General features: G+C 59.1%; 18 protein-coding genes. 10 read left to right on the top strand and 8 right to left on the bottom strand.

Annotated elements, in window-relative coordinates:
• The first annotated feature begins 20 nt into the window (after positions 1–20).
• A complete protein-coding gene (locus ROO76_18025) occupies positions 21–650 on the top strand; it encodes an ABATE domain-containing protein (GenBank protein ID MDT8070067.1) in 630 nt (209 codons plus the stop codon).
• A 137-nt stretch (positions 651–787) separates the two neighbouring features.
• Here ROO76_18025 and add read toward each other — a convergent pair whose 3' ends face one another.
• From add to ROO76_18005, 4 genes are all read right to left on the bottom strand, one after another.
• Positions 788–1840, bottom strand: coding sequence for an adenosine deaminase (add, locus tag ROO76_18020; GenBank protein ID MDT8070066.1), 1053 nt, complete (start codon positions 1838–1840; stop codon positions 788–790).
• 75 nt (positions 1841–1915) lie between these two features.
• Complete coding sequence (locus tag ROO76_18015) at positions 1916–3640, bottom strand: amino acid permease (protein MDT8070065.1); 1725 nt, start codon at positions 3638–3640, stop codon at positions 1916–1918.
• A gap of 153 nt (positions 3641–3793) precedes the next feature.
• A complete protein-coding gene (locus tag ROO76_18010) occupies positions 3794–4765 on the bottom strand; it encodes a hypothetical protein (protein MDT8070064.1) in 972 nt (323 codons plus the stop codon).
• A gap of 141 nt (positions 4766–4906) precedes the next feature.
• Positions 4907–7045 carry an alkaline phosphatase family protein gene (locus tag ROO76_18005; GenBank protein ID MDT8070063.1) on the bottom strand — a complete coding sequence of 713 codons (2139 nt, stop codon included), beginning with the start codon at positions 7043–7045 and terminating at the stop codon, positions 4907–4909.
• 257 nt (positions 7046–7302) lie between these two features.
• Here ROO76_18005 and ROO76_18000 point away from each other — a divergent pair, with 257 nt between their 5' ends.
• The 3 genes from ROO76_18000 (at position 7303) to ROO76_17990 (ending at position 10269) form a co-directional block, all read left to right on the top strand.
• Positions 7303–7704, top strand: coding sequence for a MerR family transcriptional regulator (locus tag ROO76_18000; GenBank protein MDT8070062.1), 402 nt, complete (start codon positions 7303–7305; stop codon positions 7702–7704).
• Between the two features lie 12 nt (positions 7705–7716).
• The gene (locus ROO76_17995; protein MDT8070061.1) at positions 7717–9069 is read left to right on the top strand and encodes an APC family permease; all 1353 of its coding nucleotides are present in this window, start codon (positions 7717–7719) and stop codon (positions 9067–9069) included.
• Positions 9070–9216: 147 nt separating this feature from the next.
• Positions 9217–10269, top strand: coding sequence for a radical SAM protein (locus ROO76_17990; GenBank protein ID MDT8070060.1), 1053 nt, complete (start codon positions 9217–9219; stop codon positions 10267–10269).
• Here the strand turns inward: ROO76_17990 and ROO76_17985 are convergent.
• Positions 10238–11911, bottom strand: coding sequence for a cobalamin-dependent protein (locus ROO76_17985; GenBank protein ID MDT8070059.1), 1674 nt, complete (start codon positions 11909–11911; stop codon positions 10238–10240). The two genes, ROO76_17990 and ROO76_17985, sit on opposite strands and share 32 nt — an antisense overlap.
• A gap of 357 nt (positions 11912–12268) precedes the next feature.
• On the opposite strand from ROO76_17985, the gene ROO76_17980 reads away from it, so the two are divergent.
• The 4 genes from ROO76_17980 (at position 12269) to dacB (ending at position 15269) form a co-directional block, all read left to right on the top strand.
• Positions 12269–12838, top strand: a complete 570-nt coding sequence (locus tag ROO76_17980) for a hypothetical protein (GenBank protein ID MDT8070058.1) — start codon at positions 12269–12271, stop codon at positions 12836–12838.
• A 117-nt stretch (positions 12839–12955) separates the two neighbouring features.
• Complete coding sequence (locus tag ROO76_17975; GenBank protein ID MDT8070057.1) at positions 12956–13402, top strand: DoxX family protein; 447 nt, start codon at positions 12956–12958, stop codon at positions 13400–13402.
• Positions 13403–13422: 20 nt separating this feature from the next.
• Positions 13423–13608: a hypothetical protein gene (locus tag ROO76_17970; GenBank protein ID MDT8070056.1), complete on the top strand. Its 186-nt coding sequence runs from the start codon at positions 13423–13425 to the stop codon at positions 13606–13608.
• Between the two features lie 80 nt (positions 13609–13688).
• On the top strand, positions 13689–15269 hold the full coding sequence (gene dacB, locus ROO76_17965) for a D-alanyl-D-alanine carboxypeptidase/D-alanyl-D-alanine-endopeptidase (GenBank protein MDT8070055.1): 1581 nt from the start codon (positions 13689–13691) through the stop codon (positions 15267–15269).
• A gap of 74 nt (positions 15270–15343) precedes the next feature.
• On the opposite strand, the gene ROO76_17960 is transcribed toward dacB, so the two are convergent.
• Together ROO76_17960 and ROO76_17955 are read right to left on the bottom strand one after the other, a co-directional pair.
• Positions 15344–15724, bottom strand: coding sequence for a hypothetical protein (locus ROO76_17960; GenBank protein ID MDT8070054.1), 381 nt, complete (start codon positions 15722–15724; stop codon positions 15344–15346).
• A gap of 296 nt (positions 15725–16020) precedes the next feature.
• Complete coding sequence (locus ROO76_17955; protein MDT8070053.1) at positions 16021–16452, bottom strand: DUF488 family protein; 432 nt, start codon at positions 16450–16452, stop codon at positions 16021–16023.
• A 30-nt stretch (positions 16453–16482) separates the two neighbouring features.
• Between ROO76_17955 and ROO76_17950 the strand changes: the two genes are divergently transcribed.
• Positions 16483–16842, top strand: a complete 360-nt coding sequence (locus ROO76_17950) for a cytochrome c (protein ID MDT8070052.1) — start codon at positions 16483–16485, stop codon at positions 16840–16842.
• Between the two features lie 46 nt (positions 16843–16888).
• Here the strand turns inward: ROO76_17950 and ROO76_17945 are convergent, their stop codons facing one another.
• Positions 16889–19324 carry an ABC transporter permease gene (locus ROO76_17945; GenBank protein ID MDT8070051.1) on the bottom strand — a complete coding sequence of 812 codons (2436 nt, stop codon included), beginning with the start codon at positions 19322–19324 and terminating at the stop codon, positions 16889–16891.
• A 182-nt stretch (positions 19325–19506) separates the two neighbouring features.
• Here ROO76_17945 and lipA point away from each other — a divergent pair, with 182 nt between their 5' ends.
• A complete protein-coding gene (lipA, locus tag ROO76_17940) occupies positions 19507–20433 on the top strand; it encodes a lipoyl synthase (protein MDT8070050.1) in 927 nt (308 codons plus the stop codon).
• Positions 20434–20530 lie beyond the last annotated feature (97 nt).

The raw sequence follows: 20530 nt of genomic DNA, 5'->3' as shown, positions 1-20530 counted from the left end.
GGGGTTATAATTATTTATTTATGGGCAACGCGACGCTTTTTGGGAACTACGAATTCGAGCTCACGGGCGGAGCCTTGTGTCTCGATTTCGCAAACACCATGCCTGACCAGAAAGTTCCGGAGACACGCGCCGAAAAACTGCTCACCTATTCCGATCTGTTGTCCTGGGCGGTACAGACTGGGCAGCTTACCGCCTCAGATGCGCGCAAGTTGATGAACGCCGCAAATCATTCTCAGGCGAAGGCCAGTGCGGCGCTGCGGCGGGCGCGCGAATTGCGCCAGGCGATCTATTCAATATTCTCTGCGATCGCGCGGGAGAGCGCACCGGCAACCAAAGACCTTGATGTACTGAATCGCTTCTGGAAAAACGCTTCCATCCACGCGAGTGTCAGTCATGCCGGCGGGAAGTTTCAGAAGACATGGGTGATGGACGAAGATGATGCATTAGATCGCCCGCTGTGGCCGGTGGCGGTATCGGCCGCAGATCTGTTGACCTCTGAAGACTTGGCGATGGCGCGCGAGTGCGCTTCCGACCGCTGCAGTTGGCTGTTTCTCGATAACAGCCGCAATAAGTCCCGGCGGTGGTGCGATATGAAGACTTGCGGAAACCGGGAGAAAGCGAAGAGGCACTACGAGAAGTCAAGAGGCTAGGTCACCACAGAGCCACAGAGCACGCAGAGGTTCTTAGTCTAAAAACTAATGCCCCTGAGGTTGAGCTTTGTGAATTGGGTGTGATCCTTCGTGAATCGCATCCTCTGTGTTCTTTGTGCCGCTGTGGTGAGTCGGTTCTAGAACAGCCTAAGGTATTCGCGTTTCTTTTCTGACGGAAGCCATGACGCTTCGAAGCTGTTGCGGGCGACAATCGTTAACTGGTCGTTGGTGAAACCGAAGTGGTCCTGGGCAATCTGGTATTCCCGGACGAGGGATGTTTCAAACATTTCGGGGTCGTCCGTGTTCAGCGTAATGAGTGCGCCGGCGTCGAAAAATTTGCGGACGGGGTGGGCGGCGTATCCACCGCAACATCCGGTGCGGATGTTGCTGGTAATGCAGATTTCCAGCGGTACGCGGTCGCGAATGAGGCGCTGCATGAGTTGCTCGTCTTCACCGGCGTGGAGAGCATGGCCGATGCGTTCGGCGTTGAGGTAGTCCAGCGCGCCTGAGATCGATTCCGGGCCTACAGTTTCGCCGGCGTGCGCTGATAGTCGCAGACCGTGGCGTGCTGCCCGTTTGTAAACGCCTTCGAATAAATCGGGCCCCGCCTGGCGCTCGTCTCCGCCGATACCGATTCCAACCACGTTGCGCGACTGGAACTGCACGGCCTTCTCCAGCACCTTGTGACCTTCTTCGGGGCCGAAGTGGCGGACGGCATCGAAAATCCACAACAACGAGATGCCGAAGTCGCGTTCGCCGCGCTGGCGGCCACGCTCCATTCCTTCGAACAGCGGATCGAAATCCTGGCCGCGCCAGAAGACGACGCCGACGGAGATGAAGACCTCCGCGTGCAGCACGTGCTCGGCGGCGAGCTTCTGCATCAGGCGATATGTCACCAGTTCGTAGTCTTCCGGATCGCGCATGCGCTCGGTGACGGCCTTGAAGGCCATCAGGAAGCCGGTGAAGTGCTCGTACTCGTAAAGGTCGCGCGCCTGCTCGGGCGAGAGCGGGCGATTGCTGTCGGGTAGCGGCTTGTAGCGATTGTTCTCCCACGGAAACGGTGTCTGGTGCTTGTAACTGAGTTCACTGAGAGTCTGCGGACCGACGGAGCCTTCGAGATGGAGATGCAACTCAGCCTTGGGCAGCGAGAGGATGAAGTCGCTCGGCTTGTGAGGTTCGTGATCGAGCAAGGGAGCTCCGGACGTCAGGCTGAGAGCAAAGCTAAAGGCGCGCACCTGGCGCGCCTCTTATATTACAGAACTGGTTTACTGGGTCGCTTTCGCGGTGCTCTTTGGTGCGAACTCGGAGTGGCGGCGGCTGTAGAAGAAGTAGATCAGCAGGCCGATGCCAAGCCACACGAAGAAACGCACCCATGTAATCACGGTCAAGCCTGTCATCAGGCCGCCGCAAAGTACCACCGCGATCAGAGGAAACAGCGGAACTAAAGGAACCCGGAACCCTCGGGGACGATTCGGCTGCGTGCGGCGAAGCACAATGACGCCGATCGAGACGAGAACAAAAGCGAAGAGAGTACCGATGTTGGAGAGATCGGCGGCATCGCCGATATCGACAATGCCCGCGGGTATGCCCACTGCGAGCCCGGCTATCCAAGTGGACCAGTGTGGGGTTTTGAAACGCGCGTGGACGGCGGAGAACAGGCGCGGCAAAAGGCCATCGCGCGACATGGCGAACCAGATGCGCGTCTGTCCGTACTGGAAGACGAGCAAAGATGACAGCATGCCTGTGAGGGCTCCGATGATGATGACGGCCTGAATCCAGCGATTGGCCCCAAGCGTGGCGAGGGCGTAGGCGACGGGTGCCTCGGCGGCATTAGCGACGGTCGGTTCTTCGCGAACCTGTGTACCGGTCTGGCTCGCGAGTTGCGAAATCCGTGAGGCGATCGATCTTGCGAGCTCTTTATCGCCGTCAATGACGATACGGTAGGTATGGTTTGTGGTTTCGGCGACGTAGCCCACATCCGGAAGAGACCGCAGTTGCTGGTCGAACTGGGCCGACGGCGCGGCGAACTGCATCTTCACCACTTGCGTTCCCGAGCGGAACATTGGGAACGGCATCATGCCGAGCAATACGAGCGCGACGCCGACATAAAGAATGGTGCAGACGATCAGCGAGGCGATGATGCCGAACGGGATATCTCGTTGGGGAGTCTTGGCCTCCTCGGCAGCGGTGGAAACCGAGTCGAAGCCGATATAGGTGAAGAAAATGATGGCGCCGCCGGTGACGACACCGCTAAAGCCCGAGGGCATGAATGGGTGCCAGTTGTTCGGTTTTACCAGCATTCCGCCGACGACGAGGAATGTGATGATGGCGCCCAACTTCACGATGACCATTATGTTGTTGGTCTCGGCGGACTCGCGCACGCCGCGCACCAGCAGCATGGTGAGGATCATCACGATCAAGAAGCCTGGGACATTGAAGTATGCGCCGGTCCAGTGACCGCCGGCAAAGATGGGAGTCGACCATTTGTCGGGAATCATCAGCCCGAACGACGCTAGCTGCGCTTTCAGGTAACCGCTGAATCCGACTGCGACGGCGACGTTGGAAACCGCGTATTCGAGGATGAGGTCCCAGCCGATGATCCAGGCAAAGATCTCGCCGAGGGTTGCGTAGGAGTACGTGTAGGCGCTGCCGGCGATGGGGATCATCGACGCCAGTTCGGCGTAGCACAGGCCGGCGAAGCTGCAGGCGACGGCGACGAGTATAAAGGAGATCGCGATCGCAGGTCCGGCTGCGGGGCGTCCATGCATGAGGACATTTTCAGTACCGCCGCCGCGGAAGAAGTTGACGATGATATCGAGGACCTGCGCATGGAAGATCGAGGACGCCTGGAAGTACTCCCCAGCGGCGGCGGTGCCGGTCAGGACGAATATGCCGGAGCCAATTATGGCGCCGATTCCGAGAGCGGTCAGCGACCAGGGGCCGAGCGTTTTTTTGAGCCGATGCTCGGGCTCTTCCGATTCGGAGATCAACTTGTCGATGGATTTGCGGGCGAGAAGTTGGTTAGCCAGAAGGTGGTCCTCGCTTTATTGGGCGATTGCGTGCCGCCATCATATTCGATGGGCAGGGGATAGGAAAGCTCGGAAGTCGAATGCCGACAACAATAACGAAGGCGATGCGGGGATCTACTGGGTGCTCTTCGGTTTCTGTCGTCGGAAAACGGCGTTCCAGGCTTTGCGCAGCGACCTGCCCGTCGCGCGCGTGGCTTTGCCGAGGCTCTTTGAGGTATGGACATCGGCTGTGTCCAAGGCCGCGCCTGTGTGCTGAGCTCCGGTGGCAGCACCGTTGAGTACCGCGCCGCTACCCTGAATGGTTCCGCGTAGCGAACTGTTTCCGCGCAGCGTGATGATCGTTTCGCCGGAAGTTGCGTCGAGACGGGCGATCACATCCGGCGGGAAGTCGGAATCCATCTTGCTGGAGAGCATCCATTCTGGCGAACTGCTCCAGGTGGATCCGTTAGCAGGAGCCGTCGGCTCTCCAAGGTTGATTACGGTACCGGTGTTCGGAAGTTCGACATCGTTCTCGCAGGAATCGGCGCCGCATCCGTGACCGCACATCGCTTTTCGAAGATACAGAGCGTGTTTGCCCACGGAACTCCAGACCCGAGGTCCATGTTCCTCCGCACCGAGCGCTGCTGCGCGCGCTCCACTGCTGATATCGCAAACCGTCTGTTCGTGTGCGCCGGAATACCAGTAGAGAGCCTTGGGCGGCGATCCCGGGCTGTTCGAGACAATTACCGAGACGTGCTCGACGTCCAGCAGGTGGCCGTTTCGGCCGCAATCCCTGTCCCAGAGAGTGTAGTAGTGGATTTCAATGTTGGAGGAGCCGGGCAGCGGGAATACCTGTCCGTAGATTGTTCCGTCGGTTGCAAGAGGCTTCGGTGTAGCCACGTTGGGCTCAAACCTTGCGGGACGATTCGCGCAGTCCTTGGTGCTGATCATGAAGATCGGGCGAAATTGCTCAAGTAGCGGCTGCTCAAAAGTATCGGTGAGGCCGTCGTGGTCGGAATCGGTCCGCGCAATGGGCTGTGCCATCGCGCTATTGGTGAGCAAGCAGAGCAGGGGGACGGCGAAAAGGAGGCGGTTGATGCTCTTCATGAGAATAGGGCCGAATCGCATATCAACAGATTGTGAGGTGAAGAAGGCCGCCTTACCAGTGAATTCTTGGCGCGATTCGCACGGCAGACGTTGGACTCCAGAGTTTTGGATTGCCATCCGGAGTCCAGTGTCCAGCTTATTTCAGTTGATCTTCGGGTCGACCTCCGATTTGTGGGTCAGATCGCACGTGTTGTTGGTCGAGGTCGGCGGGCCGAGGTACTGGACGATTGCCTGGCACGTCTTATCGGACTGGTCGCAGTACCAGGGCTGCGGGGCTATCTCCGGTGGCGTCATCCAGGACGGGTTGCTGAAGTCGAAGAAGTCGAGCATGTCGCTGTCATTGGCATCGCGCGCGGTGAGCGGCGGCAGACCGAAACGCGTCTCGATGAACTTCAGGATCGCGGTATTAGTCGCCGATACGTGCGAGACGTAGTTCTTCTTCACCCACGGCGAGACGACGATCATGGGCACGCGGAAGCCACTGTAGGTGAACTGGTCCCAAGTGCCGATGTCGGTTGATTCGAAGTTCGGGGGCGTGCTGTCGGGAGCGGGTTCGGAGAGCGGAGCGACGTGATCCTGCAAGCCGCCGGCTTCGTCGTAGGTCAGGATGAAAACGGAACTGGGCCACGCGGCGCTGTTCATCAGTGCGCTCACGAGGCGCTGAGTATTGGCGGCGCCTTCCTGTATGCCCCACTTATTGTCGGGATGTTCATTGAGTTGCAGCGTCGCGGCCTGCTCGATGAAAACGACCTGCGGTAGCTCGCTGTCGGCGTTCGGGCTGGCGAGGATGTTGTAGTACTCACTGATATTGCGCACCCGTCCCTGGCTGGCGGGATCGCTCCAGAGCGAGAACTGTGCTAGGAAAACGTCGCCGCTCTGGTAGTAGTACTTCCACGAGATCCCGTGCTCGTTGAGGAGCTGGAAGATCGTCTTCTGCGTGTAAGGCGGATGGCTCGATGTATCGGGCCGGATGAAGCCGAACGAAGTTCCGGTGAACAGGTACATTCGGTTCGGAATAGTCGGCGCCATGATGGAAGAATGCCAGCTATCGCTGGTGGCGAAGTCGGTGGCCAGATCGTAATAGAAGGGAATATCGTCCTGAGTGTAGTAGCCGAGACTGCGTGTGTATCGCGGGTCAATGGTTGAGCCTTGCGAATCGCTTTGCTGCTTGACCCAGTAATCCATGCCGAAGCTGCCGTCGGATTTGCGATGCGCGAAGAAGTGGCTCTCGTTCCAGCCGGGGCTGGTGACCTCGATGCAGGTGGTCGGAATGTGGAAGAGCTTGTACTGGCCGCCGTAGGCGTCGGAGTAGACCTTGGTGAGGTCAGGAGCGTTGATATCCGCCGGGAGGCCCTTGCTGGCGCGATAGGCGCCGAGTTGGCCGAAGTAGTTGTCGAACGAGCGATTCTCGTTCATGTAGAAGATGATGTGCTTGATATTCTGCAGGCCGGGATTTGTGAGCACGGTCACGGTAGCCGCGGCGGTCGCGGTGTTGGAACTGCTGTCGGTCGCGATCAGTGAGTAGGTCGTGGTCGAGGTCGGGTTCACGGTAGTGGATCCCGAGGCGCTTACAGAGGTTCCGTTGAGGGTAACAGTGCTCGCTCCCTGCGAACTCCACGTCAGGGTTGAACTCTGGCCATCGGTGATGGTGGTTGGATCGGCGGTGATGGTGGCCGCCAGGCCGCTGCCGACGGTCACGGTGGCACTGGCGGTTTGAGTGCCGGTGCTGTTGGTGGCTGTGGCGGTGTAGGTGGTAGTCGCCGCTGGGGAGACGGCTGTGGTTCCGTTGGGATCGACGGCACCGATGTTGTTGTCGAGGGTGACCGTCGTGGCGTTCGTACTGGTCCACTGCAGGGTTGAGCTCTGGCCCGTAAGAATGGAAGTCGGATCGGCGGTCAGGGTGATGGTCGGTACCGGGATATTCACAGTGACCGTCACGGTAGCGGAGTTCGAGCCGCCAGTGCCGGTTGCGTTAAGGGTATAGGTGGTCGTCTGCGTGGGGGCGACCGTGGCGGTGCCGCTCAAGCCGGGCGCATCTTCGCCCACGGCAGGAGATATGCTGACCGAGGTAGCGTTCTGGGTGGACCAGGTCAGAGTGGCGAGATCACCGGCGGTGATGGTGGGCTTATCTACGGTGAAGGAGATGCTGGGGCCGGAGCCACCGCCGTTGCCACCGCCGCCGCTGTTGGAAGTGCTGGAAGAGCCGCAACTGGCCGAGAAGATTGCGGCGAGACAGACAAAGATGATCGAGAACAACGAAGCTACGCGTAGCCGAGGCATGGCCTAACATCCTCCCCCAAACATAGGATTCAGCTGTTTTGGGCGGAGTTGTTCCGGGATTCCCGCGCCCGACGGGGCGATTGCGCTGAATTGCCCAAGCGAAACCAGGAAATTTGCGTGGAAGTGCCTTTCCGTGCTTTTCCACAGCGCAGAAAGCGGGTACACTCTGCCTAACCGTTTGCCGGTGCACATCTCGCGCAGCAAGTTGGGGGTGCGCAGTGCGGCGGAATCCTGCGAGCGCCACTCGTACGGGAGCTATGGCAACTGCCAAGAAAGCTCGAGTTAAGAGAAGCGATGAGATCGTAATTCCGGATAAGCTGTACTTCCGGATCGGCGAGGTCGCGGAGCTGTGCAATTTGCCGACCTACGTCCTGCGTTTCTGGGAGACAGAGTTCCCACACCTGAAGCCGACGAAGAGCAGCACCGGGCAACGTATGTACCGGCGCCGCGATGTAGAGAATGTCGTCTACATCAAGCACCTTCTCTATGACGAAGGTTTCACAATTGCGGGTGCGCGCGAGCGACTCAAACACGAGTCGCGTCCGGCAAAGTCGCAGAACGCACTGCCGTTCCCGAAGAACAATTCGAAGGACGGCATTCGGCGTGTGCGCCAGGGATTGCGCGAGGTCCTGCAGATCCTCTCTGCAAGACATTCGTAAAGTCTTTGCCCGATGAGCGCATCTGTTGAGGCGACCGCAGCCGCGCCTACCCAAATAAGCCGCACACGAAAACTCACAACCCTGACGCTCCTGGGCGCGACATTCTTCATGGTGTCAGGTGGCCCATTCGGACTGGAAGAGTTGATCGGCAATGCAGGTTATCTGCGTTCGATCATCATTATCCTCGTCGTTCCGATTTTGTGGGCCTTGCCGACAACATTGATGGTAAGCGAGCTCTCGGCGGCGATCCCGCTCGACGGCGGCTACTACGTCTGGGTGACGCGCGCGCTGGGGCCGTTCTGGGGATTCCAGGAAGCGTGGCTCTCGCTGGCTTCAAGCGTCTTCGACATGGCGCTGTATCCCACGGTGTTCGTGCTCTATGCGAGCCAGGTGTTCCCCGCGCTTGGGACGCCGCGTAATGGGTTCATCGCCGGGACAATTCTCATCCTCTTCTGCACGTTGTTGAATCTGAGCGGAGTTCGGAAGGTCGGCGTCTCGGCGGTCATAATGGGCGTGGCCCTGCTAGGTCCATTTGTGGTGATGTCGGGGATCGTCTTCGCTCATCCAGGCCGTTGGCACGCTTTATCTCACACGACGGAAGGGACTTTGCTTACCGGAGTGCTGGTCTGCATGTGGAACTACATGGGTTGGGATAACGCGTCTACGGTTGCCGGCGAGGTGGAGAACCCACAGAGAACTTACGTTACCGCGATGTTTGCCGCCTGCGTGCTGGTGAGCGTCACGTACCTGGTTCCTGTGAGCGCATGTTGGCTCGCGGGCGTCGACCCTTCGACATGGAACACCGGGGCATGGGCAGATGTCGCCATGGGCATCGGCGGGCGCTGGCTATTCCTGGGAGTAGTGCTCGGGGGAATGTTGTTCGGGGTAGGAACATTCAACTCGCTGCACATGAGCTACACACGCGTGCCCTTCGCCATGGCGGAAGACAAGTGGCTGCCGAAATCGTTTACGAAGTTGAATCGATTCGGGGTGCCGTGGGTATCTGTGATCGCGTGTGCGGTCGCGTGGGTTGCAGCCTTGACGCTTGGGTTCGTGAAATTGATTGAACTCGATGTCGCAATCTACGGTCTGAGCCTGGCACTGGAATTTGCGGCGCTGATTGCGTTGCGGATCAAGGAACCGGATTTGTCCCGGCCATTTCGCGTTCCGGGTGGGATGATTGGCGTAGTCCTGATCACGCTTGGGCCGGCAGTCCTGATTGGGCTTGCAGTTTTCGACAGCTTGCATCACCACGTGAATTATCTTGGATTTACCTTCAACAATCTTGCACTCTCCTGTGGCGTCGTGCTATTGGGAATACTGCAATACTGGCCAATCGCGAGACGAACAAAAGCACAAAGTTAGATCATCTGCAAATCGCGCCAACATCTTATACTAGCCACTTCGTGTGGTGGTATTTGCACGACCTTTGCGGGGAGAGCTGCATCGAATCAGCAAAACGCAAAGTACTTCCGGCAACAGAACGTTGGCCGTGTACTCCACTGAGGGTTCATGAAGAAGACGGAGGTGTTTCGTGCCTGGGGACGCATTCTTTCCGGAAGACGTCCATCGCTCTCGATCGAATTGACGCGCGAGTGTCCACTGCGCTGTCCCGGGTGTTACGCGTATGGCGACGATCATCTTGGGGAAGGTGCGCCTAACCTGAGGACACTCTCGGATTTTAAGGGGGAGGAACTGGTTGCGCGCGTGTTGCGCGTCGTGAAAGAGCACAAGCCCCTGCACCTGTCGATCGTCGGTGGCGACCCACTGGTTCGATATCGCGAACTGGAAGTGCTGCTGCCCGAGTTATCACGTCGAGGCGTGCAGGTACAGATCGTGACCAGCGCGTTTCGTACCATTCCGACCGAGTGGGGGAAGATACCGGGACTGTGCATCGTGATTTCCGTGGATGGGCTTGCGCCCGAGCATGATTTGCGCCGGCGCCCGGCGACGTACGAACGGATACTGAAGAGCATCGAGGGACACCAAAACATGATCTCGGTGCATTGCACCATCACCGCGCAGATGCTGGTTCGCGCGGGTTACCTCGATGATTTTGTCGACTTCTGGTCGGCGCGGCCGGAGATCAAGCGAATCTGGTTCAGCGTTTATACACCTCAGCGCGGCGAGGTTGCGCCGGAGATCGTGAGCAGGGAACAGCGGGTGGAAATCGTGCACCGATTGCTCGCTGTTGCGCAACGGGATACGAAACTGGACATGCATCCGACGGCGATTCGCGCCCTGGCTAGTCCGCCGTCGTCTCCACGCGAGTGCACGTTCGCGCGTACCACGACTACGCTCTCGGCAGACCTGAGGACGCGAGTGACGCCGTGCCAGTTCGGAGGTGATCCCGATTGCTCTCAGTGCGGCTGCATGGCGTCGGCAGGATTGCACGCCCTTGCGGAGCACCGACTCATGTCAATGCTTCGCGTTGGGGATCTCTTCGACCTTTCATTCAAGCTGGGCAACACGATCTGCGGGCACAAGGAAATTCCGCAAGTATCGCGGGCGGTGCGCAAATCCAAAGAACTGGTTACGCTTCCACCCAGTTCCGGCGCTCGATGAAGGTTCGCGGCTCGTAAGTCTGCCCTTTGGCGAGACGCCGGTCTTCGCGCCTGGAACTCCAGAGCAGCACCGGACCGAGGACAATTCTCGAGAGGCGTGCCACGCCACCAAACTCGCGTTCGATCTCGCGTCGCAGAGTGCGGATTCGTATCGCAACGGATTCGTTCGCTCCACGCAAGCGCTTTTCCATGGCCCACAATGCGGCGTTATAGGTTCCTTTCAACTGGTGCATTTCCCAGTGGAAGCGTTCGCGAACGCGCGGGTCGGGGTAATTCTTGTAACGCTTCCACCCCTGCAACATGGTTTCGCAAATTCGGAAGATGCTGGGGCCGTTGCACTCGAAGTCGCGGAGAAATGCCCAGTCGAGGAATTTCTTGGACTGCTCGCGCGAGATGGCCGCGTGCTCGAAGTTGAACTTGAATTGGCCGTGAATATCGGCGAGGTCGATTCCCGGCAACATGCGTCCCTGCTCCTCCATTTCGGCGTAGAGCGGGGTACCAGGGACGGGCGTGTAGAGCATGAACTGATGGAAATCGGTGTGGTGCGCGACAGCGTAATCGATCTCTTCCCGAATGTTCTCCGGGGTGTGATGTTCGAGGCCGACAATGGTGGAGCCGAGCAGCTTGATTCCGTGCTTGCGGAGTTCGGCCGCGAGCGCATGCGTGTCGGTGTCTTTCAGCTTGGAATAGCTGGATTTCGGCGATTCGAGTCCCATCCAGATCCAGGAGATGCCCAGTTGCACCAGCTCTTCATAGGAATACTTCTTGATCGCGTTCGCCGAGGAGAAGACATAGAGGGCCCAGCTCCGATTGTCGGCCTTCATGAGTTCCAGCAACCGCAGTGCGCGCGGGCGATTCAGCAGAAAATTTTCGTCCATGATGAAGAACGAGCGCGTGTTCAGCCGTTGCTCGCTGTCGCGCATTACTTCGTAGAGTTCGTCGCCGGAATGCAGGAAATCGACGTATTTACCTTTGCCGCCAAAGAAAGAGGAGGTGGTGCAGAAGTTACAACCAAGGGGGCAACCGACCGAGGGAACGACCGTCGCGGCTGTAGAGCGCGCGTTATCGGGAACCCTGATTCCCATCACGCGCATGTCGAAGGCGGAGACAAGCGCGGGGTGACGAATGGGTGCGTCCGGGTTTTCGCCGAGATAACGCCGCATCCAGGAGATGCCTTCGCCTTTGACGATGTGATCGGCATCGATCATGCGCGAGAGACCGGGGACGGCGGCGACGTGGCCGCCGATGATGATCGTCGATTTCGGCGATAGCTTGCGGATGCGCTTACACATCTCGCGTACCTTGCCCACGTTGGCGATGATTCCGGAGATGCCGACGACGTCGTAGTCGTGCGCCTGCAGCTCTTTCTCGAAGGATTCCAGCGTAGGGAAGTCGAGGACGGTGCAGGGGGCGCTGATGTTCTGCTGGATCATCATGATGCCCCAGGAGCGGTGGAACATGCGGAGCGAAAAGCTACCCTGCGATCGGGTGACCTGGTTGTGGTATAGCTCCATCGGGTTGATGGCGCGGCTGCCGTAAGAGTCATCCTGCGCGTAAGGGCCGAACACGGACGAAAGAAGAATGCGTGCCTGGGTGCCTTTGGGGTGGCGGGGAAAAGCCTGAGTATCGATTACATTCAGCATCACAGTTAAAATCGTAAGACTGACGCAAGAGGTTCTCAGTGATGCGACAGAAGTATTACAAACCACAAGTACCTGTCCACCACAGTCACAGAGGATTTTCGACGAACTGCAAAACGGGTTCCAGAGCGGTTTTGCGTCCACTAGCTGGGTGTTTCCGTGGTGAATCGCGCCTTACGACTTTTGACGTAGTTCGCTGTTTGGTTGCCTGATCCTCAGAAAATAAAGGCCACGCTGACCACCGCAACACGGATGGCATCTAAGGGTTTAGACCATTAGCACATTTCGCCTAGACAGAGAACAGAAGAGACCTCGCAAGGGAGGGCCGAGTCCCTGCGAACTGTGGGAGGGAAACTCGATATGAAGTTCAATAGAATTTTGACGGCTTTTGCGGGATTGGCGCTTGCGGCTGTGATGACTGTGCCGGCCGTCGCGCAGGACCATGACCGCGACAACGGCTGGAAGAACAACAGGAACTACCAGCACGATCGCAACTGGCGCAAGAACCACGACAGAGACCGCGACCGTGATCGTGATCGTGACCATGATCGCCGTTACCGGAACAACGGCTACTACAACAACGGTTACTACAACAATGGCTACTACAACAACGGCCGGTATTACCCGAACGGCGCCTATAACCGTGGATATTACCCGAATAGCGGGTATTACCCGAACGGTGGGTATTATCCGAACAGCGGGTATGGCTACGGCAACGGAAACGCTTTCCAGAGCGGCTACCAGACCGGATTGCAGTATGGGCAGCATGACCGAGCGGTAGGTAAGCCGTTCCGTCCGACGGACGCACAGGTGTACGAGGATGCGAGGGGGTTTGGTGGAGTGAACAAGCAACAGTTCCGCCAAGGCTACCAGCAGGGCTACCAGCAGGGGTACGGAGTTCAGGGTGGCTACGGCTATGGGCGGTATTAAGCAACTTGGGTAGAGTTCAGGCGGCCGAATCGGCCGCCTGATTTATTGCCGCAACGTTTTTGGGCAAACCGCTTTCCCATATTCGAATCCAACTGCGTGCCTTGTGCGGAGGATTCGATGAAAGTGCCTTTCCTGATTGGCCGCCTCATGTTTGGTGGTTTCTTCATTTACAACGGAATCAATCACATCGTGAACCGTAAGCAGTTGGCCGAGTACACGCGGTCCAAGAGCGTTCCTAAGGCGGAAGCAGCCGTGGTCGCAACCGGCGCCATGATGCTGGTGGGCGGAGCAAGTGTCGCGCTGGGGATAAAACCGAAATTGGGTACGCTGGCGATTATGGGTTTCCTGGGAGGCGTAGCGCCGGTTATGCACGACTTCTGGCACGCCAAGGATCCCAACGAGCAGCACATGCAGATGGCGCATTTTGCGAAGAACCTTGCCATGGCCGGAGCGGCGATGGCGCTCATGGGCGTCGAAGAGCCATGGCCCATCAGCGTGCCGGTGCTGCAGCCGAGCGTCCGCCAACAGTTGGAAGGCGCCTGGAAAGGCAATGCTGCAGCGTAAGGCCCCCCTTAAGGGGCAAAATGGAACGCCGTGATTTTCTGGTGGGCACAGCGGCAGCCGTCACGAATGCCGGGAAGCTGAAAGGCGAGATGCTCTACCGGCAACTCGGCAAGACCGGTGTGGAAGTCTCGGCGACCGGGCTCCGGCGGCGAGGTGCCGGAAGAAGAGAAACTGGCACCCGCGGCGTAAAACCTCCAGCAGCGTAAATCCTGAATCGCGGACTTGTTGCTCTAAAAAACCAGCGCATTTCGTGTCAAAACCAGTGCTAAAATCCAGCTCAGAACCTATGTCTCAGCTACGCAGACGTCTCGCCTTCCTATTGCTGTTTCTCGTCTCCATTGCTGCGTTTGCAGAGGACAAGCCGGAAAACAAAGAACTGGCTAAGAAGATCGATGCCATCCTGGCGCAGCCCGATGTGGCGCGCGGGTTCTGGGGCATCGAGATCAACAATCTCGATACCGGCAAAACGATCTACTCGGAGAACGCGGACAAGTTGTTCACGCCGGCATCCAATACCAAGCTGTTCACGACCTCGGCGACGCTGGCACTGATCGGTCCCGACTACCGGTTCCACACAACGGTGGAGACCACGGGGACGCTGGACAAGTACGGACGGCTGGACGGCGATTTGATCCTGATCGGGCGCGGCGATCCGAACCTCTCCGGCCGCGACCTGCCCTACAATCTGAAGACCGAGCGCTCGCAATCGCCAACGCACGTGCTGGAAGAACTGGCGGACCAGATTGTCGCCAAGGGCGTGAAGGTCATTGATGGCGATGTAGTTGGGGACGACACATACTTCCCCTACCAGCGGTACGGCGAGGGATGGTCGCAGGACGACCTGATGTGGGACTGGGGCGCGCCTGCGAGCGCGATCACGGTCAATGACAACGTGCTGTTTCTCTCCGTGAAGCCGGCGACGCATCCGGGCGAACGTGCCTTCATCGACCTGCTACCCTTCTCCGACTACTACAAGATCGAGAATCGCATTATGACAACGCCGGCGGGAACCGGGCCGAGGAAAATAGTTCTTCTGCGCGAGCCGGGCTCGAACGAAATCCTCGCGTGGGGCAACATCCCGGTCGATGACGTAAGCGGTCACTCGGAAGCGATCGCGATCGATGATCCGGCGAAGTTCGCGGCACAGGAGTTGCGGCAGCTTCTGCAGGAGCGCGGCATATCGATCTTCGGGCATTCCAAGGCACGTCATGCGGACCTGGCATCGCTCTCGACGTTCAGCGTTACAGCGTTCGCGCCGTCAACAGGCGGCGGCGACTCCCGTCCGCCGAGCACCCCGGCAACGATCGTCTTCGCCAATCACGTATCGACGCCGATAATCCAGGACCTGCGGGTGATCAATAAGGTGAGCCAGAACCTGCACGCGGAACTGATGCTGCGGCTGCTGGGCAAAGAGAAGGGAACGTCGGGGACGATCGATGCTGGGCTCGAAGTGGAGCGCGGATGGCTGAATACGATAGGCATCACGCCTGACGAGTACGTTTTCTTTGACGGCTCGGGCCTCTCGCGCGAGAACCTGGTATCGCCGCGCGCCATCGTCACGCTACTGACATATATCTCGAAACAGCCTTGGGCAAAGGAATTTGAAGACACGCTTCCGGTCGGCGGCGTGGATGGCACGCTGGTGGACCGCTTCCGGACGCCGCAACTCACGGGCAAAGTTCACGCCAAGACCGGATCGCTGGGGCACGTGAACGCGCTCAGCGGTTTCGCAACCACGGAGAAGGGAGAACACATCGTCTTCTCCATCCTCGCGAATAATCACATGCTCACCGACCGCAGGGCGCTGGAAACGATCGACAGCATAGTTACTGCGGTGGTCGAGGACTCCAAAGCAAAAAAGGATTAACGCAAAGAACGCAAAAGAAACTGCACCTGGGTGTTTAAGTTGTTTTTTGCCTTTGCGTCCTCAGCGTTTCTCTTTCAGTGGCGGCGGAGATCTCGCGGATGGGGTTCGGTGATCGCTCGCTCGCCTATGGCGTCGAAGTAGATCGTTGCATCGCCTAACGAGACGGCAATTTTCTTTGCGGCGGCGCGCTCGCTTTCGAAGCAGCGGTTGCAGAGACAGTCGAAATTGTGGCGGGTGCCGTCGGCGCGTTCCGAAGTGATCGCTAACACATGTCGCACGTGTGCATGGCAGACGCTGCACTTCGCGCCGCCATGAATGCAGAACTGTAGTTCCGCGAAAGCGCGCATCAGGTCGTACTTGGCGTGCTCGTCATTCTGATCTTTCTGGCAGCGGCTGAGGGCTTCAAGGTAGTCGTGCATGTCTCGGGGACTGAGGGTGTTCTTTCTTACTGACATAGGCGCCTCGGGAGAGTTGGGCTATTGCAGCACGAAGGGCATCGGGGAGCAAGTGGGAAAGAAGTCTTATTTGTATTCTATCGATGTCGCAAACTGGTAATGGCCTTTTCAGAGTAATTTTCCAAAACAACCGCGCAGATGCGCTCGGACGGGTCGCGGGCGAGAGATTGCAGACGAGAATCGTCGTCGGGTGTGCCGCAGACTTCGCAAAAAAATCGTGTACCGAGCGGCGTCTATCGGGTGAGGACGATATCGGGGAGAGGGCCCGGATTGATCGTGAACGAGAGCATCGCGTCTTACGTCCTCGGTGCTCGCGCTCTTCCCCGCCTTGCTCCCGCGGCGCTAACTGCGCCCGACGTCGCGGGCGGCTTGCGCGTACCTTCGAGGAGTTCCTTCAGGACGGTTGCGTTGTTCTTATCGAGGTTGCGCGAGGCGAATAGCAGGGTGACGCGATCGCTGGCTTCGGCCAGGTCGTAGAGTTCTTCGAGGGCGGCGGTTGCTTCGGGGCCGCGAAGTTCTTCAAGATATTTCTTGCGGAAGGCGAGCCATTGCGAGGGGCGCGCATGATACCACTTGCGAAGGTCGTCGGACGGCGCGAGGGCTTTCAGCCATGCTGTGAGCTTCGCCGCATCCTTGCTAAGGCCGCGTGGCCAGAGGCGATCGACGAGCACCCGGGCTCCGTCGCTGCGCAGAGGTGTGTCATAGATGCGCTTGATGCTGATCGCCATGGGCTATCATGTTACATCGGATTCATGGTCATGGCTCATTACCACCGGTACGGCTGGGCTGTACTAGTGTCATTTCTCTTGTTATTTGGCTGCGAGATGCAGCGCCGCAAGTCGGACGCCGAACTCGGGCTGAACCCGCAACAGGCGCGCGGGCGCCGCGTCTTCGACCGCGATTGCGCGCGCTGCCATGAAGCGTATTCCTCGCGCGGACTGCAGGGGCCGAGCCTGGAAGGTATTTTCAGGCGTAAGTATCTCCCCAGCGGAATGCCCGCGAACGACGCTCGCGTTTCCGACGTGATCCTGATGGGAAGGGCGAAAATGCCGAGCTTCCGTCCAGCGCTGACGGACCAGGAATTGCAGGACCTGATCGCGTACCTGCATACGCTGTAGTTGAGCCGAGACTGCGAATCGAAGCCTCGTGCTTCGCGCATTTTTGTCACTCGCATCGCAACGCGACGATGGGGTCGACCTTGGTTGCCCGAAGGGCGGGGATGTAGCTGGCCAGCACCGCGACGGCCGCCAATAGTGCCGCGACAGCGATAAATGTGAGAGGATCGCCGCTGCCGACGCCGAACAGCAGGTTGCGCATGACTCGCGTAACCCCGAATCCGACCGCCGCCCCGAGCACGATGCCTATGCCGGCCATGCGCAATGCGTCGCGCAGCACCAGGCCCAGAACCGTTCTCTTGCGCGCGCCAAGCGCCATGCGAACGCCGATATCATGCGTGCTCTGTCCGACGAAGTATGACATTACGCCATAAATTCCGATGGCGGCGAGCGCCAGCGCCAACACGGCGAAGGCCCCGAGCAGCAGGCGCAGAAAGCGGCGAGCGAGCAGGGAATCGCGGATTACATCCTTCATGCTCTGTTCGTCGTAGAAGACCATTTTGCCGTTAATGTCGTCCACTGCTTGCTTGAGCGCGGGAACGAGAGCGTAAGGATCTCCCTGCGAGCGAGCTACGAAGTCGGAGCCGCCGGAGATCAAGTCCATGATGGCGTCCGGAACCTGGCGGAACTGGAGGTACATCTGCGAACGAACCTTCGCGGTGGCGTCGGAGTCGAGGCCCCACTGGCTGACGTGGCCGACGACCCCGACGACTTCGCACTGCATTTTGATCAACTCGAGATTGATGTGCTGGCCGATGGGATCCTGGTTGGGAAATGCCCTGCGCTGGAACTCCTCGTCGATGGCAACGGCACAAGGTGTGTTCTCGCGATCCTGCTCGGCAATGAATCGGCCGCGAAGCAGCGGTATGCGCATGATGTCGCGGTAGTCAGGGTTGACGGCATAGAGCAGCGCCAGATCCATCTGGCTCTGTTCTACGGGTTTCGTGCGCCCCTCGACCCAATAAGGCACTTCGGTATCTCCCCTCATTGGAACAGCGCCGGTGGCTACGCTGACTGCCTGGACCCCCGGAACAGTTCGCAATCGCTCCACAGTCTCTGCGTAGCCGCTTCGTATGGCCGCGGGCGTGCCGTGTACGGCAGGCGATCCGGCGATGGAGAACAGCAGCACATGGTCGGGGTCGAAGCCGGGACTAACGGTCCACAAGCGCGACATGGTGCGGATCATCAGTCCGGCGGAAACGGTAAGCACGAGCGCGAGTGCGACCTCGACGCTGACCAGCGCGCGCTGGAAACCATGACGCGCGACTTTGCTTCGCCCACCTTCCTTGAGCGTCTCGTTGAGGTTGAGGCGCGAACTCTGGAGCGCGGGTGCGGCACTGAATAAGAGGCTTGCCGCGACTGAAACGAGAGCAATGAATGCCATGACGGGCAGGTCGAGGCGGATGAGATCGGCGCGGGACAACTGGCTGGTGAGCCTGACGATGAAGATCTTGTTGATGACCCAGGCGACAGCAACACCAAGTGCTCCGCCGCCGACGCCCAACACCAGGCCTTCGGTGAGCAGTTGATGCAGAATCCTGCCGCGCTGCGCGCCGATGGCGACGCGGACGGCGAATTCGCGGCGACGCCCGGTTCCGCGCGCCAGCAGCAGATTGGCAACGTTGGCACACGAGATGAGGAGAACGAAACCGACGGCACCGAACAGGAGGAGGAGCGGACGGCGAGCGTCGCCGAGGATGTCATCGCTCAGCGAGAGCGCGAAGATTCCTTTATCTTTGTCCTCCTTCGGGTACTCGCGCGCTAGATTCGCGGCGAGTCCATCGAGTTCGGCTTGGGCCTGCTGGATGGAGACGCCGGGCTTGAGACGTCCGACGACCCGCATGCCCATGCCGACGCCTCGATCCTGGAACAACGGTTCGGTCCACTGGCCGATGGGAACGACGACGGAGATTCCGTCCAACAAGAGATCGTCGCCCGGAATTACGCCGATAACCGTGAATAGTCTCTCGTTGAGTGTGAGCGTGGAACCTAGTACCGCCGGGCTGCCTCCGAAGCGCCTCTTCCAGAAGTTGCTCGTGAGCAGTACGACCGGAGCACCGCCGCGCCGATCCTCGTCGGGAGTGAAGGTGCGACCAAGCAGCGGATTAATGCCGAGGACGGAGAAGATTGTGGCCGACACCATGTGTCCGCGCAGACGTTCGGGATTGGCCCGACCGGTGAGGTTGAAGTTCTCGTTTCGGTAGGCAGCCAAACGTTCGAAGGAGCGGCTGCGCTCCTGCCAGTCGAGAAAGTTGGGATAAGAAACCGAACCCTCGACAAATTGCGGCATGCTCGTATAGAGCATGACGAGACGATCAGCTCGAGGATAAGAAAGAGGACGGAGGAGAACGCCGTTCACGATGCTGAACATGGCGGCATTGACGCCGATGCCAAGCGCAAGCGTGATGACCGCGATTGTGGTAAAGGCAGGAGTTTTCCGCAGCGAACGGATACTGTAGCGGATGTCTTGCAGCAACGTCTCCATCGGACAGCCCTCCGGAAGAACCATCAGGCCCAAAGTCACTACCCCACTACTTTTCAGCACGGAACTCTAACGGCAACACGGCCGCGGTTCTGTGACCTGGCGCACAGGCCGGTGCTCAGCCAAGGCTGTTTGGCAGCTTTGAATCGCCAGCCAACTAACCGGCATCGTAAAATAGAAGATTCATGGCGACTCCTGACCTTATCCAGATTGATGTTGCCCCGCGGGTGCGGACACCCAAGCCTGCGTGGCTGCGCGCCAAGGCGCCCATGGGCGAGAACTACCACAGCCTCAAGAAGTTGGCGCGCGGGCTGAACCTGCACACGGTTTGCGAGTCGGCGCAGTGCCCGAACATCGGCGAGTGCTGGAACCACAAGACCGCGACCTTCATGCTGCTGGGCAACACTTGCACGCGGCGGTGCGGGTTCTGCGCGGTGCCGAAGGGACGGCCGGAGGCGATCGATTTCGACGAGCCCCGGCGGGTGGCGGAAGCGGTCGAGGCGCTTGGGCTGAAGTTTGCCGTGGTCACCAGCGTGAATCGCGACGACGACAACTACGGCGGCGCACGCGTTTTCGCCGAAACCATCCGCCAAATTCACCGGCGTGTGCCGGATTGCAGCGTCGAAGTGCTCATCCCCGATTTCCAGGGCATTGAAGAGTGCCTGCGCATCGTGCTCGAGGCCAAGCCGCAGGTGCTGAATCACAACACCGAGACGGTGCCGCGACTCTATCGCGCGGTGCGATCCGGGGCTCGCTACCAGCGCACGCTAGACCTGCTCGGTAACGTAAAGAAGATCGACCCGCATATGACCAGCAAGACGGGCGTCATGGTCGGCATCGGCGAGAGTTCGGATGAACTGCTCGACGTTTTCCGCGATCTCGCCGAACGCAAAGTTGACATCCTCACTATCGGCCAATATCTGCGACCTTCGCGCGATCACCTGCCCGTCGCGCGGCTGTATCCGCCGGAGGAGTTCCAGTACCTCAAGGAAGAGGCTCTGAAAATTGGCTTTCGACACGTCGAGTCGGGTCCGCTGGTGCGGTCGTCGTATCACGCTCACGAACAGGCGGAGAGCACGTACGGGGCGACGACGACGAGTCCTGCGAGATAACTTCAAAAGATTAGAGTGCTGACCCACGTCCGCGATAGCCGTGGGGCACCGAGCTATCCTAATTCCCGCGCTTCGTCGGCACAATCGTAGAGACGGT

The organism is Terriglobia bacterium (assembly GCA_032252755.1).
Classification (GTDB): Bacteria; Acidobacteriota; Terriglobia; order Terriglobales; family Acidobacteriaceae; genus JAVUPY01.
This window is presented reverse-complemented; position numbering and strand designations above follow the sequence as displayed.

Excerpts from the sequence above, each read along its gene's own strand:
- ROO76_18025 (MDT8070067.1), top strand. The coding sequence starts at position 21 with ATGGGCAACGCGACGCTTTTTGGGAACTACGAATTCGAGCTCACGGGC.
- ROO76_18010 (MDT8070064.1), bottom strand. The coding sequence starts at position 4,765 with ATGAAGAGCATCAACCGCCTCCTTTTCGCCGTCCCCCTGCTCTGCTTG.
- ROO76_18005 (MDT8070063.1), bottom strand. The coding sequence starts at position 7,045 with ATGCCTCGGCTACGCGTAGCTTCGTTGTTCTCGATCATCTTTGTCTGT.
- ROO76_18000 (MDT8070062.1), top strand. The coding sequence starts at position 7,303 with ATGGCAACTGCCAAGAAAGCTCGAGTTAAGAGAAGCGATGAGATCGTA.
- ROO76_17995 (MDT8070061.1), top strand. The coding sequence starts at position 7,717 with ATGAGCGCATCTGTTGAGGCGACCGCAGCCGCGCCTACCCAAATAAGC.
- ROO76_17990 (MDT8070060.1), top strand. The coding sequence starts at position 9,217 with ATGAAGAAGACGGAGGTGTTTCGTGCCTGGGGACGCATTCTTTCCGGA.
- ROO76_17985 (MDT8070059.1), bottom strand. The coding sequence starts at position 11,911 with ATGCTGAATGTAATCGATACTCAGGCTTTTCCCCGCCACCCCAAAGGC.
- ROO76_17980 (MDT8070058.1), top strand. The coding sequence starts at position 12,269 with ATGAAGTTCAATAGAATTTTGACGGCTTTTGCGGGATTGGCGCTTGCG.
- ROO76_17975 (MDT8070057.1), top strand. The coding sequence starts at position 12,956 with ATGAAAGTGCCTTTCCTGATTGGCCGCCTCATGTTTGGTGGTTTCTTC.
- ROO76_17970 (MDT8070056.1), top strand. The coding sequence starts at position 13,423 with ATGGAACGCCGTGATTTTCTGGTGGGCACAGCGGCAGCCGTCACGAAT.
- dacB (MDT8070055.1), top strand. The coding sequence starts at position 13,689 with ATGTCTCAGCTACGCAGACGTCTCGCCTTCCTATTGCTGTTTCTCGTC.
- ROO76_17960 (MDT8070054.1), bottom strand. The coding sequence starts at position 15,724 with ATGTCAGTAAGAAAGAACACCCTCAGTCCCCGAGACATGCACGACTAC.
- ROO76_17955 (MDT8070053.1), bottom strand. The coding sequence starts at position 16,452 with ATGGCGATCAGCATCAAGCGCATCTATGACACACCTCTGCGCAGCGAC.
- ROO76_17950 (MDT8070052.1), top strand. The coding sequence starts at position 16,483 with ATGGCTCATTACCACCGGTACGGCTGGGCTGTACTAGTGTCATTTCTC.
- ROO76_17945 (MDT8070051.1), bottom strand. The coding sequence starts at position 19,324 with ATGGAGACGTTGCTGCAAGACATCCGCTACAGTATCCGTTCGCTGCGG.
- lipA (MDT8070050.1), top strand. The coding sequence starts at position 19,507 with ATGGCGACTCCTGACCTTATCCAGATTGATGTTGCCCCGCGGGTGCGG.